The 13,834-nt window shown below is 59.8% G+C and carries 12 protein-coding genes; 3 read left to right on the forward strand and 9 right to left on the reverse strand.

The window, feature by feature from the left end; translation table 11 throughout:
• Positions 1–63: 63 nt before the first annotated feature.
• Positions 64–408: a YggL family protein gene (locus tag AEQ67_RS14910; protein ID WP_007896965.1), complete on the reverse strand. Its 345-nt coding sequence runs from the start codon at positions 406–408 to the stop codon at positions 64–66.
• 234 nt (positions 409–642) lie between these two features.
• On the opposite strand from AEQ67_RS14910, the gene dacB reads away from it, so the two are divergent.
• Entirely contained in the window at positions 643–2,103 is a 1,461-nt protein-coding gene (gene dacB, locus AEQ67_RS14915; RefSeq protein WP_059404588.1) for a D-alanyl-D-alanine carboxypeptidase/D-alanyl-D-alanine endopeptidase, read from the forward strand.
• 114 nt (positions 2,104–2,217) lie between these two features.
• On the opposite strand, the gene AEQ67_RS14920 is transcribed toward dacB, so the two are convergent.
• Positions 2,218–4,617, reverse strand: a complete 2,400-nt coding sequence (locus tag AEQ67_RS14920) for a sensor domain-containing diguanylate cyclase (protein ID WP_059404589.1) — start codon at positions 4,615–4,617, stop codon at positions 2,218–2,220.
• Between the two features lie 359 nt (positions 4,618–4,976).
• Positions 4,977–7,247, reverse strand: coding sequence for a bifunctional 23S rRNA (guanine(2069)-N(7))-methyltransferase RlmK/23S rRNA (guanine(2445)-N(2))-methyltransferase RlmL (gene rlmKL, locus AEQ67_RS14925; protein ID WP_059404590.1), 2,271 nt, complete (start codon positions 7,245–7,247; stop codon positions 4,977–4,979).
• A gap of 530 nt (positions 7,248–7,777) precedes the next feature.
• Between rlmKL and rmf the strand changes: the two genes are divergently transcribed.
• Positions 7,778–7,993: a ribosome modulation factor gene (gene rmf, locus AEQ67_RS33835; RefSeq protein WP_003223300.1), complete on the forward strand. Its 216-nt coding sequence runs from the start codon at positions 7,778–7,780 to the stop codon at positions 7,991–7,993.
• A gap of 285 nt (positions 7,994–8,278) precedes the next feature.
• Here the strand turns inward: rmf and AEQ67_RS14930 are convergent, their stop codons facing one another.
• Positions 8,279–9,298 carry a quinone-dependent dihydroorotate dehydrogenase gene (locus tag AEQ67_RS14930; protein WP_059404591.1) on the reverse strand — a complete coding sequence of 340 codons (1,020 nt, stop codon included), beginning with the start codon at positions 9,296–9,298 and terminating at the stop codon, positions 8,279–8,281.
• A 292-nt stretch (positions 9,299–9,590) separates the two neighbouring features.
• Between AEQ67_RS14930 and AEQ67_RS14935 the strand changes: the two genes are divergently transcribed.
• Positions 9,591–11,045: a hypothetical protein gene (locus tag AEQ67_RS14935; protein ID WP_236710341.1), complete on the forward strand. Its 1,455-nt coding sequence runs from the start codon at positions 9,591–9,593 to the stop codon at positions 11,043–11,045.
• Positions 11,046–11,087: 42 nt separating this feature from the next.
• On the opposite strand, the gene AEQ67_RS14940 is transcribed toward AEQ67_RS14935, so the two are convergent.
• Genes AEQ67_RS14940 through sctI form a run of 5 tightly spaced genes read right to left on the reverse strand, consistent with a single transcriptional unit; the run spans position 11,088 to position 13,786 of the window.
• Positions 11,088–11,525, reverse strand: a complete 438-nt coding sequence (locus AEQ67_RS14940; RefSeq protein WP_059404592.1) for a hypothetical protein — start codon at positions 11,523–11,525, stop codon at positions 11,088–11,090.
• Positions 11,515–12,234, reverse strand: a complete 720-nt coding sequence (locus tag AEQ67_RS14945; protein ID WP_059404593.1) for an oxygen-regulated invasion protein OrgB — start codon at positions 12,232–12,234, stop codon at positions 11,515–11,517. The genes AEQ67_RS14940 and AEQ67_RS14945 overlap by 11 nt, the downstream gene beginning before the upstream one ends.
• Complete coding sequence (locus AEQ67_RS14950) at positions 12,206–12,772, reverse strand: secretion system protein (RefSeq protein ID WP_059404594.1); 567 nt, start codon at positions 12,770–12,772, stop codon at positions 12,206–12,208. The genes AEQ67_RS14945 and AEQ67_RS14950 overlap by 29 nt, the downstream gene beginning before the upstream one ends.
• Positions 12,759–13,481 (reverse strand): EscJ/YscJ/HrcJ family type III secretion inner membrane ring protein, encoded by a 723-nt coding sequence (locus AEQ67_RS14955; protein WP_059404595.1) that lies wholly within the window; start codon positions 13,479–13,481, stop codon positions 12,759–12,761. Before AEQ67_RS14955 ends, AEQ67_RS14950 begins: the two co-directional genes overlap by 14 nt.
• On the reverse strand, positions 13,478–13,786 hold the full coding sequence (gene sctI, locus AEQ67_RS14960; RefSeq protein WP_059404596.1) for a type III secretion system inner rod subunit SctI: 309 nt from the start codon (positions 13,784–13,786) through the stop codon (positions 13,478–13,480). Before sctI ends, AEQ67_RS14955 begins: the two co-directional genes overlap by 4 nt.
• Positions 13,787–13,834 lie beyond the last annotated feature (48 nt).

The following is a 13,834-nucleotide window of genomic DNA, read 5'->3' on the forward strand; positions in this document are numbered from 1 at the left end:
ATACACCCAAAAAAAACAGGCATAAAAAAACGGCGACCCTCAGGTCGCCGTTTTTTTACAACATCAAGCTACCGGATTGATCGGCTTTTCCGGATACCAGACGTCGATCAGCGGGCTGACGGTTGCTTCGGTCAGTTCGCTGCGGCCTTTGAGCCAGGCTTCAACAGCAGCGCGCTGCTCTTCGGACACCGAGCCACGCTTCTGCAGGCAAACCAGACCGAAGTCGTCGCCGCCAACATAGCCCAGACCGTTGGCTTCCATGGCTTCTTTGAGGAACGCATCGAGGAAAGCATCAATGGCTTCATCAGCCAAATCTTCTTTGAAATCCAGGTTCAGCTCGAAACCCAGCTCTTGAAATTCATCGACGCACAGTTTTTTGCGCAGACGCTGGGAACGGTTAGTCGCCATTGGAACAATCCTCATAAGTAATAACGGGCGGCACTTTAGCAGTTTAAGGCGCCAATTGCCCGTCTCGCAGTGGCGGTCAGCCTACCGTCGGTAAAAAAATAGCGGATTAGAAGACCAGGGCACGGCACACGCCGCTACACCTTGGGGCATAATGCCGACACTTTCATGACCACTGAGGGAATTTATCTTCATGCCCTCGTCTTTTTTCCCCTCGGCTGTAGGGTTTTATTTCAGATGATCAAATCTTTGCGTCCATTGTTACTGGCCGGTTTCCTGCTCCCGCTGGCCTTCTCTGTTTCTGCCGCCCCGATCAACACCGCGCTATCGCCCAACGTTGAAAAAGCCCTGAAAGCCAGCAAGTTGCAAGACAACGCCCTGTCGCTGGTGATGATCCCGCTGACCGGCCCTGGCACGCCAACCATTTTCAACGCTGACGTCTCGGTGAACCCGGCCTCGACCATGAAGCTGGTCACCACCTATGCCGCGCTGGAAATGCTCGGCCCGAACCACCAGTGGAAAACCGAGTTCTACACCGATGGCACCCTGAGCGGCGGCATCCTCAACGGCAACCTCTACCTCAAGGGTGGCGGCGATCCGAAGCTGAACATGGAAAAACTCTGGCTGCTGATGCGCGACCTGCGCGCCAATGGCGTCACGCAAATCACCGGTGACCTGGTGCTGGACCGCAGTTTCTTCATTCAACCGCAGTTGCCCGAGTTCAACGACGATGGCAATGACGAGAACAAACCGTTCCTGGTCAAACCCGACTCGCTGATGGTCAACCTCAAGGCCCTGCGTTTTGTGGCACGCAACGACAATGGCCGGGTGCTGATCTCGGTGGAACCGCCGATCGCCACCATCCGCATCGAAAACCAGGTCAAAGCCGTCAACTCCAAGCAATGCACCGGTGGCGTGCGCTACAACCCGGTGACGCAGGCTGATGGCAGCGTGACCGTGACCGTCGGCGGCCAGTTGGGCGAAGGCTGCAGTTCGCAGACTTACCTGTCGCTGCTTGACCACGCGACCTACACCGCTGGCGCCGTGCGGGCGATCTGGAAGGAACTGGGCGGCAGCATTCAAGGCAAGGACCTGCTGGGGCCAACGCCGAAAGACGCCAAGGTGCTGGCGCGGGCATTCTCGCCGGACCTGGCGGAAATCATCCGCGACATCAACAAATACAGTAACAACACCATGGCCCAGCAGCTGTTCCTGAGCCTGGGCCAGAAGTTCCGCACCGACGCCGATGCCGACGACGCCAAGGCTGCCCAGCGCGTGGTCCGTCAGTGGCTGGCGAAGAAAGGCATCACCGCGCCGCACCTGGTGATGGAAAACGGCTCTGGCCTGTCCCGTGCCGAACGCGTGAGTGCGCGTGAAATGGCCGGCATGTTGCAAGCGGCCTGGAGAAGCCCGTATTCGGCCGAGTTCATCAGCTCGATGCCGATTGCCGGCACCGACGGCACCATGCGCAAACGCCTGAAGACCACCGCGATGCGCGGTGAAGCCCACGTCAAGACCGGCACCCTGAACACCGTGCGAGCGATTGCCGGTTTCAGCCGCGACATCAACGGCAATACCTGGGCGGTGGTGGCGATCCTCAACGACAAGGCCCCGTTTGGCGCCTCTTCGGTACTGGATCAAGTGTTGCTGGACCTGTACCGCCAGCCGAAACTGCCGGAAACGGCTTCGGTGTTGTAAGCCTTTAAAGTCAAAAGATCGCAGCCTTCGGCAGCTCCTACAGGGTGATGTGTACACCTGTAGGAGCTGCCGAAGGCCGCGATCTTTTCAATGCCCACAGATACCACGGCAAGCCTAGTTCATCTCCCCTTCAACCCGATCCCGCCCGGCTTGCTTCGCCGCATAAACTCCCGAGTCCGCTCGCAGCAACAGCGCATCCGCGCCCTCTCCGACGCGCCAACTGGCAATCCCGAAACTCGCGGTCACCGTTCCGACGCCCTCGATCGGCGAACTGCGCAACGCTTGCCATAGCTGCAAGGCCAGGACATGGGCATGCTCGCCGTTGATGTCCGGGCACAGCACCATGAACTCCTCGCCCCCGAGGCGACAGAACACGTCGGTGCGCCGCAACCGATGGCCGATACGCTCGCACACCGCTTGCAGCACCCGATCACCCACCGCGTGGCCATGTTGGTCATTGATGCGTTTGAAGTGATCGATGTCGAGCATGATCACCGACAACTCGCCGCCTCCGCGCTCGACCCGGGCCATTTCGGTGGTCAGGCGTTCCTGGAAATAACGACGGTTATGAATGCCGGTCAGGGAATCGGTAATCGACAGCGCGCGTAATTCCTCTTCCACCCGTTTCAGGTCGGAGATGTCCGAGATGTAGCCATGCCAGAGCACGCCGCCACCGGGCAGTTCCTCCGGCGTCGCCTCGCCACGGACCCAACGCAGACCGCGCACCGGCAGTTGCACGCGGTACTCCTCGCGCCACGGGCTGAGGGTGTCGGCCGAGGCGCGGATCGAGGCGCGCACGCGGGTGGTGTCCTGTGGATGAATCCGCGTGAAGATCGCTTCGGCGTTGAGCAGCAGCACGTCCGGTTCGAGTTCGTAGATCTCGCGGATACCGTCGCTGGCGTAGATCACACTGAAACGCCCGTCGAATTCCATCTTGAACTGGTAGATCCCGCCGGGCACATGGGCGCTGAGTTTCTTCAACAGCAGGTCCCGCGCCGCCAAGGCCTCGTGCACCCGTTTGCGCTCGGTGATGTCGATACAGATCGCCAGGTGGCCAACCCACAGGCCTTGCTCGTCGAGCACCGGGGTGGCCAGCATGTTCACCGCCAGATGGCTGCCATCGCTGCGCACCAGCGTCCACTCTCGCGCTTCGTGGCCGCCCTCCTCGCTGCCTTCGACCAACATCGCCTGGCAGGTCGGAATCGGCTTGCCATAGCGCGCGCTCAACTCCGCCGAGCGGGCCACGAGCTCCCGGGGCAGGTGCAGGTTTTCCAGGGTCATGTGGCCGACCACCTCCGCGCTGGCATAACCGAGCATCTGTTCGGCACCAGCATTAAAGGTGCTGATGACCCCGCGCAGGTCGGTGGCGATGATCGCCACCTGGGTCGCGGCATTCAACACGCCGCGCAACTGGCCATGGGTGCCGCGCAACTCCTGCTCACGGGCGCGCAGTTCCTGGGTGCGCTGATCCACCATCCTCAACGCCCGTTGCCGCTGACTGACCAGCACATAGAGCAAGGCACTGAGCAACAGACTGAGCAGGCCGCCGAGCACCACCAGACTGGTCACCGACGAATGGTTGGCTTGCAGGAAGGCCTCGCTGGGCTGGATGTCGACCTGGTAATCGTGATCGGCCAGCCGCAGCAACCGAGTCGCGGCCAAATCACTGGTGGCCGGCGTATTGGGGGATTCGTAAAGGACTTCGTGCTGATCGTCTGTGGATAAGTCGAGGATGCGCACCGACAGATAGTCACGCCCCGCCTCCGGCAATCCGTCCGCCAGCAACTGACGCATGCTGATTACCGCCATCACATAGCCGAACGGTTTGACCGCCACAGTGTTCGGGCTATTGCGCAACATCACCGGTGCGACCAGCAGCACGCCCCGTGCATAGGCCGGCTCGATATTGACCAGATGCATGGGTTGCGACACCGCCATGCTGCCGTGCCGGTCGGCGCGCTCAAGGGTGGAACGGCGCAACGGTTGGGCCAGCAAGTCGTAGCCCAGCGGCGAACCGAGTTTGCTTTGAGTCTGGCTAAAGAGCACCACCACGTACTCATCCCGCTCCGCTGCCCGTTGCAACTGGCCGTCGACATTGAGTTCGCGAAAGGTGAAATCACTCAAGCCTTCATCACGCATCCGGCGCTCGAAAGCCGCTCGCTCGGCGCCCGCAACCCGCTGAGCGAAGGAGTACGCCTGAGTTCGGTGCAATAGAGGCTGGGTGTAACCGTCGAACTCCTCTCGGGAGACCTCATCGGAATTGGCAAAGAACCGGCGCAGGCCATCGAGGCGCTGCTCCTGATCTTCGAAACGTTCTTCGATACGGCTGTAACGTTCACTGGCCAGAAGCTGGAAACGTTGCCGCAATTGATGGTGAAACAGGTTCAGCGTTGACCAGGCCAGCAGGCCCGTGAGAATCCCGCCGACGAGCAATACCAGCAGCGCGACCAGCCAGGCCGAAACATCTTCACTGATAAACCCCAGGATCTTTGGGCGCACGGCGTGCAACGACATAGACGCAACTCAAAACGCCAGGTGCGGGAAAGCCCATTGGCCATGAGTTGAGTTATAGCTATTAGCCACTAATTTGACCAGCACTGAACGGAGCCAAGAGCCTTTTAAAATCAAGGCTCTGTGGATCCAATCAAATTAACCGTCAACGAACCAGATTCTTTGTAGGAGCGAGCTTGCTCGCGATGGACGTAAGAGCGGCGCGTTCATCCAGGCAGCCCTCATTACCGTTAACGTCCATCGCGAGCGAGCTCGCTCCTACAGTGGATTGAGCCACCAACGAAACCTGGCACTTTGTAGGAGCGAGCTTGCTCGCGATGGACCTGAGGGCGACGCGGTTATCCAGGCAGCCCTCATTACCGTTAACGTGCCATGATTTTCCAGGCACGGTGGATCTTGCCGTTACGGGCAAAGTCCGGGTCGATGGTCTGCGCGGTGATTTCTTCGACGGCGTAACGCTGGGTGAGATTTTCCTCCAGCACGAACTTGCGGAAGTTGTTGGAGAAGTACAACACCCCGCCCGGCGCCAGGCGCGCCATGGCCAGGTCGATCAATTGCACCTGGTCACGCTGCACGTCGAAAATCCCTTCCATGCGCTTGGAGTTGGAGAAGGTCGGCGGATCGATGAAGATCAGGTCGAACTCGTCACGGCAGGCATCCAGCCAGACCATCACATCGCCCTGCTCCAGACGGTTCTTGTCGGAAAAACCGTTCAGCGACAGGTTACGACGCGCCCAGTCCAGATAGGTTTTTGACAGGTCGACGCTGGTGGTGCTGCGCGCACCGCCCTTGGCTGCGTGAACGCTGGCGGTCGCGGTGTAGCAATACAGGTTGAGGAAGCGCTTGCCCTCGGCCTCTTTCTGGATACGCATGCGCATCGGCCGGTGGTCGAGGAACAGCCCGGTATCGAGGTAGTCGGTAAGGTTGACCAGCAGCTTGACGCCACCTTCATTGACCTCGACGAACTTGCCCTGCGCGGCTTGACGCTCGTACTGCTTGGTGCCGCTTTGGCGCTCGCGGCGTTTGACCACCACGCGGCTCTTGTCGATGTTCAAGGCCTGCGGAATTGCCGCCAAGGCATCGAACATGCGTGCCGAGGCTTTCTCCGGATCGATGGATTTCGGCGCGGCGTATTCCTGGACGTGGACCCAATCCTGATACAGGTCGATGGCCATGGAATATTCCGGCATGTCGGCATCGTAGACGCGGTAGCAATCGATGCCCTCGCGCTTGACCCACTTGCCCAACGCCTTCAGATTTTTCTGCAGACGGTTAGCGAACATCTGCCCGCCTTCGCTCAAGCGCGGTTGCTCGATCACCACCGGTGCCGGTTTGATCGGGTTGCCGTTCTTGTTGTACTTCTCGTACTTGCCCGGCGCCACGTCGTTGTCGGTGACTTCGACTTGGGCCTGCTCACGCTCGACCTGACGCTGTTCCGGAGTGCGACGTTCGCCGGTGACGAACTGGTCCGGCGTGACCTTGATCAGCAGCAATTTGCACGGCAAGGCGCCGTTCCAGAACGAATACTGTTTGTGGCTGCGGATGCCCATGCGCTTGCCCAGGTCCGGGGCGCCGGTGAAGACCGCGGCTTCCCAGTTCAGGCAGGCCTGACGCAGGCGTTCGCCAAGGTTCTGGTAGAGGTAGAGCAGGCTCGCCTCGTCGCCCAGACGCTCGCCGTACGGCGGGTTGCAGATCACCAGGCCTTTCTGGTTCTGGTCCGGACGCGGCTCGAACGTCGCGACTTCGCCCTGGTAGATCTTGATCCACTCACTCAGGCCGGCACGTTCGACGTTGTTGCGGCCCGGTTGAATCAGGCGTGGGTCAGCTTCATAACCGCGAATCCACAGCGGTGGCTTGGCCAGGCCGGCCGCGCAACGCTCGGTGGCTTCTTCGTGCAGCTTTTTCCACAGCGCCGGTACGTGACCGAGCCAGGCGGTGAAGCCCCACTGCTCGCGACGCAGGTTCGGCGCCATGTCGGCGGCGATCATCGCCGCTTCCACCAGGAACGTACCCACACCGCACATCGGGTCAGCCAGGGCGCCGCCATCGGCCGCGATGCGTGGCCAGCCGGAGCGGATCAGAATCGCTGCCGCGAGGTTTTCCTTCAACGGCGCTGCGCCCTGCTGCAAGCGATAACCGCGCTGGTGCAGGCTGTGGCCTGAGAGATCGAGGGACAGAATCGCTTCGCCACGGTCCAGGCGCAGGTGAATGCGCAGGTCCGGGTTGAGCTTGTCGATGGACGGACGATCACCTTGCGGGGTGCGCAGTTTGTCGACGATGGCGTCTTTGACTTTCAGGGCGCCGAAGTGGGTGTTGTCGATGCCCGAGCCGTGGCCGCTGAACTCCACGGCCAGGGTGCCGTCATTGAGCATGTGGTCTTGCCACTCGATATCGAGCACGCCGTGGTACAGGTCTTCGGCGTCCTTCATCGGGAAACGCTTGAGCACCAGCAGCACCCGGTTCGCCAGACGCGACCACAGGCACAGGCGATAAGCGGTTTCCATGGTCGCCATGCCGCGCACGGCAGACGTGTGCTCACGCGCCTCTTCAAGGCCAAGCCCGACGGCTTCCTCGATGAGCAGGCCTTCAAGGCCTTTGGGGCAAGTGAGGAAGATTTCGAATTGGTCGGACATTGGAATTTCAGAGCCTTTAGCTGAGTGAACCGGCAACGCATTGCCGGCCCGGTTTTCAATCAGGCGCTTTTCTCGAAGAGCGCCCGCGTGGCACGAAGGTGTGCCGTCCCACCCTTGCTGCTCAGGTTAGAAGAGCTTAGATGCCAGGGCAGATAAAAAAGTTGATGCAACAAAATGTCATAAGTCGACCCTTCGTCGAATAATCCCCTGACTAACAGGAGGCATTCTCACTAAAGGATTAACCCCATCATGCAGCGCGGGGCCGATCATACCGGGGGTTTGACTAATAAACACGAACCAGACATCCGGTTACTTATGGCCATAGCACCTTAATGGTTACGTCCTTATGACAAAATGATCATTCCCTCGATGTGACGCATTGGTTAGAACTCAACACAGGTTGACGTCGCAACGGCGTCAACACCTTGGCTCGCGACGCCGGCAGCGAGCCGCCAACGGCAGAGTTTTTCTGCCAGACCTCAATTGAGGTCGACGCGATGAATACAGTCAACAAGTGAGGGCAACACCCTATGAGAAGACTTAAGCGTGATCCGTTGGAAAGAGCATTTTTGCGCGGATATCAATATGGCGTTGGTGGCAAATCCCGTGAGCTTTGCCCATTTACTCTACCGTCGGTACGCCAAGCCTGGATTAACGGCTGGCGAGAAGGACGCGGCGACAACTGGGACGGTATGACCGGCACTGCGGGAATCCACAGACTCAACGAACTTCACGCCGTCGGCTAATTAACAGGGCCAAACACTCCGACACGACAATCTGATTACTTTCTGCATTAACCACGCACGTCCCATCCGGACGGCGGGCTTCGGCCCAGGGGCTCCTTCGAGGAGCCCTTTTTTATGTCCGCCGGTTCGCTAAACACAAATCCCCTGTGGGAGCCGTAGGAGCTGTCGAGTGAAACGAGGCTGCGATCTTTTGATCCTGTTTTTTAAAGCAAGATCAAAAGATCGCAGCCTCGTTTCACTCGACAGCTCCTACAGGTCCTTCAGGTCCTTCAGGTCCTACCGGGGTTAGCGCAGGGCGGCTATTGCGTCGACGGATTCACGAATCAGCGCCGGGCCTTTATAGATGAAGCCGGAGTAAATCTGTACCAGGCTCGCGCCCGCCGTGATTTTCTCTGCCGCGTGCTTGCCTTCGGTGATGCCGCCCACGGCAATGATCGGCAAACGACCGGCCAATTCCGCCGCCAGCACCTTCACCGTGTGGGTGCTCTTGTCGCGAACCGGTGCGCCGGACAAACCGCCCGCCTCGTCACCGTGTTCCATGCCTTCGACGCCGACGCGGCTCAGGGTGGTATTGGTGGCGATCACCGCGTCCATCCCGGTTTCGATCAGTGCTTGCGCGACCTGAGCGGTTTCTTCGTCGGTCATGTCCGGCGCGATCTTGATCGCCAGCGGCACGTGTTTGCCGTGGCGCAGCGCCAGTTCGGCGCGACGAGTCGCCAGGTCGGCGAGCAACTGCTTCAGCGAATCGCCGAATTGCAGGCTGCGCAGGCCCGGGGTGTTCGGCGAGCTGACGTTGACGGTCACGTAGCTGGCATGGGCGTAGACCTTGTCCAGGCAGATCAGGTAATCGTCTACCGCACGCTCGACCGGCGTATCGAAGTTCTTGCCGATGTTGATGCCCAACACGCCCTTGTACTTGGCCGCCGCGACGCGGGCCAACAAGTGATCGACACCGAGGTTGTTGAAGCCCATACGGTTGATGATCGCCTCGGCTTCCGGCAGACGAAAAATCCGTGGTTTCGGATTGCCCGGCTGCGGACGTGGCGTGATGGTGCCGATTTCGACGAAACCGAAACCCAACTGGGCGAAACCGTCGATGGCCGCGCCGTTCTTGTCCAGACCGGCGGCCAGACCGACCGGGTTCGGAAAGTCCAGGCCCATGACGCTCACCGGCATCTTCGCCGGCGCCTTGCACAGCAAGCCGTTGAGGCCCAAACGTCCGCCCGCGCCGATCAGGTCCAGGGACAGATCGTGGGAGGTTTCCGGGGAAAGTTTGAACAACAGCTGACGGGCCAGGGTGTACATGGGCGGGTTTGACTCTGGGCTACGAAAAGTGGCGGCGATTATAGCCGGGGTGAAGGGTCGCGGGCGAGAACCCCGGGATTTATTCCCCGGTCGGTAACGTTTTGCCAGAGCGTTTTTTGATAGTGACGGCCGCACGGGGGATGAATGATCGATTCGACTGCACTGACGCAGCGCCCCCACAGCAGGAAATAAAATGCTGGTTTCCCCTAGACCACCCAGTCCCCCTCCACCTCAAGAAAATGCCTCAGGTGTTGCCCCTCAGGCACATCGTAAGGATCACACGATCGTGGAGATGGGCGATTGCGCTTCTTCTCAGCAAATCGACAAGGCCCTGACCCTGCAATTAGACGGTCCCGACGGGCATGCCACTGGAATATCCGGATCTGAAACAAGAATCACGCTCGAGGGTATCGACCAGATACTGGAAGAGTTCATTACAGACCTATCCGTTAGTTCTTCTACCAGTGAACAAGAGCTTGCACGGACCATTGAGCTGGCGATTGATGGAGACATCAACGGTGCAAAGCGCAGTGCTGCTCCAGAATCGGTGGCCGAGTTCGTTGCCATTACCATTGATGACCTGGATTTACCCACAAAAACAGATCAGTCACCCGCAGCAACACTACAACGCGCCCAAGCAATCGTTGACTCACTCGGCGACCTGCTCGGCAAACTGGGACGCAACGAATTCGAAGGCGATCTCGGTCGATGGGCCAGCAACCTGACTATTTCCGGACTTCGCACCGGCCTGGTCCTGGGCACTCTGACAACGATCAGGCAACTGATCGGCTTCGCGCTGGAAAAATCCTTGCAGTCCAATGCCGCCTCGCCGCTGACACGCAACGTGATCGGCGCAATCTCCTTGATGATTGGCCCAGCGTTGAACATCATTGGTGCGGTCAGGGACGAGTGCAATGGCACGGCCAATACGCAAACGCGCCTCGCCCGCCTCGCCACCCTCACGCTGTCGATGGCAGCGCTGGTAACTGCGGCGGCAGTGCCTCAGGCGCTGCCGGCGTTAGCCTCGTTTGGCCCGCAAATGGCTTTCTACAGTTTCGCCACCGATCTGGTGAACCTGTTCTTACCGATAGGTGACAACTCGAAACCCACTCCAGGCGGTGCAGCAGTTTCTGGAGGGGTGAATGGTGCTCTCCAGTTCCTTGCCTTTACGGCAATGAGCAATACCGCACCAAGATCAGGCCCCGGCTACGCCATGTCGGCGGGCAGTGCGCCATCGACCGATACAGCAGTGCTCGCGGCCCAACTTTCGGAATGGATGACCCGCAATGCCGACGTAACGGTCAGCCTTCCTCTATCCACCATAAACCGCGCTACCGAAATCCTGGAGTCGCTGACTCCGGTACTGGGGCATGACGTTTTACGTGGTGTCTATGTGGCTGGCGCCGAAGTGGCCAGTCAGGTGCTCGGAGGCGAAATAATGCATGCGCTGCAACCGGAGAAAGCACCTGAAGGCTTTCGCATCCAGCTCAAACCTGCGCGGATCCCCACCGCCGAACAAGTGGCTAATCAGTTCCTGACCACTAATGCGATCAGGACCTCGCTGAGCGAAACGATTACCGCCGTCGTGGTTTCGGCAACCCGGTACTTCTCGACGCTACCGATCTCCAAAGCGGAAGTCGATCACGTCGTCAATGCGTTGGTGGCGGCAGTGGTTTTTGCGGGACGCCCCAGCATTGTGTACGTCAATCAAGGCACACAGCCTGAGCCACCCTCTACACAACTATGACAATGGTTGCGCCTGGCCCTGTGTGGCTGGGCGCAATCGGGCTCACCACTCACTCTTCTCCCACGCATCGTCCTCCATCGGCTTGAACACCTCCCGCAAAAAGCCTTTGACGAAAAGGTCCAGACTGAACGCCAGGCCATTGGCGCCGCTGACTTCCTTGTAGATCAGGGTTTTTTCCAGTTTCTCGTCCTTTAATTGCACCAGCACCTTCAGCGTGACCGCCAACAGTGCCTTGGCATCGGGATACGCGCGAGACTCGCCGTCCGCCCCTCGTAACGTGCGCAGAAACTCATAAATGGCTTTCTCGCCCTGCCCCTCCATGGCCAACAGCTGTTGATACAAAAGATCGAACTCAGGGTCCGGGCGCTTGTTGTCAGGCAGGCTCTGGCTGGCAGCGAGCAGGCGTGACTCCAGCGTCTCGACCGGCGGGTTGCCACTGCGCTCGAGCGAGCGCGCACTCATCACGGTTTCAATCTTCATGGAGAACCTCGGTCGGGGCAGTGTGCGTGGAACCGGCTGAGCGCCCGGTGAAGGTCGAACACAAATCAGTGAGTGCCTGCATCGAGGCCTGGTCCAGCGAGCGAACCGACTGAGGCAGGTTCGCGACGCCTGCCAGCAGTCGCGGCTCCAGTCGTTGCCGGGTCGATTCGATATCGAATTCGAGCAGTTGATCCGCCAGGCGCACCACGTAGCGCTCCTGCGGGTGATAGTCGAGCACCAGTTCGCCTGACCAAAGCCTGCACAATCGCTCGCGCAACTCATTGCCCCGGGACCGACAATACAGCGGTAGCAGCACCTGCAACACAGCGCTCGTGTCACCCGGTTGCTCGACCAACCAGCGTTCCAGCATTTCGTCCAGCCATTCAGGACAACTCAGGGCCTGCGCGAGCAACTCGCGAGCCGACCGTGCAAGCTCGGTGCGCAGTTGCGACCCCAGCGCCTGCGACTCAAGCAAACCGCTGGCCAGATGCTCGGTCGCGCGCAAGATGCCCTCGGCGTAGCCGTCCTGAAAAGCCCGGGCATGAATGACTTCGGCGTCACCTCGGGCCTGCTCGACACAATCACGGGCGCGGCGCTGGGCCTGGCGTTGCAGGGCACTGCGCCGACGCGCGGCGGCGATGTCTTCACGAGACAAATGTGCATCGCTCGACTCGGGGAGATCAGTCAGGGTTCGGATGGAGTCGAGCATGCTGCACCGCCAAAAAGAAAAGAGCTGTATCGGGTTCAGTAACCGGCCATTGCCTGTGCAAGCGCACCACCGGCTCGGAAAATTGCAAGGCCAGGCGTTCCAGCAACATCGGCGGCACCTGAGGGTGCCAGCTCCATAACGCATTGAGGCCGGCAGCTTCGACCTGTTCCATTGAAACCGGCGAGCACTCGGTCAGCAGGCCTCTTCGAGCGCCGAGGCTGTGACCGGCGAAGCGACGCAACGATGAGGGAAGATGCTGCAGGGCCGCGCCTTGCGCCAGATTGGGCATCAGGCGATGAGCCCCCACCAGGGTGGCGATGTACGGCAACTGCCGCCAAAGACCCACCCATTGTTTTGCTACGGCTGTCAGCGGCGTGGAAGGCCACGGACCTTGCAGTTCGAGACCTTCAAGCAGTATCCGGTTGAGTTGGTTTCGTGCGTCAGGCCCGTCAAATCCCTCCGGTAATTGCAGCCGCCGAGGGTGCAGATAACTCAGGGGCTCGGCGAGTATCCTTTGCAAACACTCAGCGTGCGACATCACGCGGCCCTGCCTTCAACTGTCGATACGCCCAGGCGGCGCCACCGGCCAGCAGCAATACACTCACCGCGACCAACACCCACAACCAGCGTGAATCACTGTGTGCAGCAGGCGCCGACGGCGCGACATGCTGGGTCGGTGACCGTTTCGACAGCACCACCGAGATGTTCTCGTACTCCACCGCCGCAAAACTGTTCTTGAGAAAACGCTTGATGTCGGTGATCAGCAATTGCGGCTCGATGTCGAGTTCATGAATCGCTACCGCCGAGAGGTGGATGGGTGCCGCTTTGCGCCCGCCTTCGCCAGCATCGAGGTCATAACTGACATGCACCCGCGCCGACACCACGCCTTCGAGCACACTCAGCGACTGTTCGATGCGTTGTTCCAGCGCCGAATAAAGCCGCGCTTTTTCGGCGCGGGGCGAGGCCACCAGCGAATCGCTGGGGAACATCTCCGCCACTTGCAGGCGTGGCCTGGACGGCAACGAATAGAGGTTGAGCAGGTCGACCGCCGCGGAAAAATCGACCTGATTGATTCTCACCGCATAGCCGGTTTTACCGGCGTCGACTTTCACCGCACCGATGTTATTGCGCTGCAGGACCGACAGCACTTCATTGGCCTGCTGCTGGTCGAGACCTTCCAGCAGACTCGGTTGCCGACAACCCAGTAACGCCATACACAGGAGCAACAGCAGCGCGCTTGCCTTCATGACGCACGCAGCAGGGTTTCGGCCGTGCCCACCGCTTTACGCACCAGGACGTTGAGCAAGTTGATGTCCACGTTGTACTGCCCCACTTGCTCCTGCAACTGAGTCAATGCTGCAGGGCTGGTGATATCAGGACGCTGCATCAGCTGGGTGATCGCCGAAACCTCCTGCTCGCTGCTCACCGCCGAACCGGCAAACGCTTGAATCAATCGAGACTCCAGGGAAACGATCGGCCCTTCCTGCGGGCCGCGCAATTCAACGAAGGCGGGTCCCTCGACTATCGAATTGGAAATAGGTTGAACCGGCATACAGTGCCCCCATGAAATGGCCATCGTCAGGCAACGATGGCCGGCCAA

Source organism: Pseudomonas sp. RIT-PI-q (genome assembly GCF_001297125.1).
Taxonomy (GTDB): Bacteria; Pseudomonadota; Gammaproteobacteria; order Pseudomonadales; family Pseudomonadaceae; genus Aquipseudomonas.

Excerpts from the sequence above, each read along its gene's own strand:
- AEQ67_RS14910 (WP_007896965.1), bottom strand. The coding sequence starts at position 408 with ATGGCGACTAACCGTTCCCAGCGTCTGCGCAAAAAACTGTGCGTCGAT.
- dacB (WP_059404588.1), top strand. The coding sequence starts at position 643 with ATGATCAAATCTTTGCGTCCATTGTTACTGGCCGGTTTCCTGCTCCCG.
- AEQ67_RS14920 (WP_059404589.1), bottom strand. The coding sequence starts at position 4,617 with ATGTCGTTGCACGCCGTGCGCCCAAAGATCCTGGGGTTTATCAGTGAA.
- rlmKL (WP_059404590.1), bottom strand. The coding sequence starts at position 7,247 with ATGTCCGACCAATTCGAAATCTTCCTCACTTGCCCCAAAGGCCTTGAA.
- rmf (WP_003223300.1), top strand. The coding sequence starts at position 7,778 with ATGAGAAGACTTAAGCGTGATCCGTTGGAAAGAGCATTTTTGCGCGGA.
- AEQ67_RS14930 (WP_059404591.1), bottom strand. The coding sequence starts at position 9,298 with ATGTACACCCTGGCCCGTCAGCTGTTGTTCAAACTTTCCCCGGAAACC.
- AEQ67_RS14935 (WP_236710341.1), top strand. The coding sequence starts at position 9,591 with ATGGGCGATTGCGCTTCTTCTCAGCAAATCGACAAGGCCCTGACCCTG.
- AEQ67_RS14940 (WP_059404592.1), bottom strand. The coding sequence starts at position 11,525 with ATGAAGATTGAAACCGTGATGAGTGCGCGCTCGCTCGAGCGCAGTGGC.
- AEQ67_RS14945 (WP_059404593.1), bottom strand. The coding sequence starts at position 12,234 with ATGCTCGACTCCATCCGAACCCTGACTGATCTCCCCGAGTCGAGCGAT.
- AEQ67_RS14950 (WP_059404594.1), bottom strand. The coding sequence starts at position 12,772 with ATGTCGCACGCTGAGTGTTTGCAAAGGATACTCGCCGAGCCCCTGAGT.
- AEQ67_RS14955 (WP_059404595.1), bottom strand. The coding sequence starts at position 13,481 with ATGAAGGCAAGCGCGCTGCTGTTGCTCCTGTGTATGGCGTTACTGGGT.
- sctI (WP_059404596.1), bottom strand. The coding sequence starts at position 13,786 with ATGCCGGTTCAACCTATTTCCAATTCGATAGTCGAGGGACCCGCCTTC.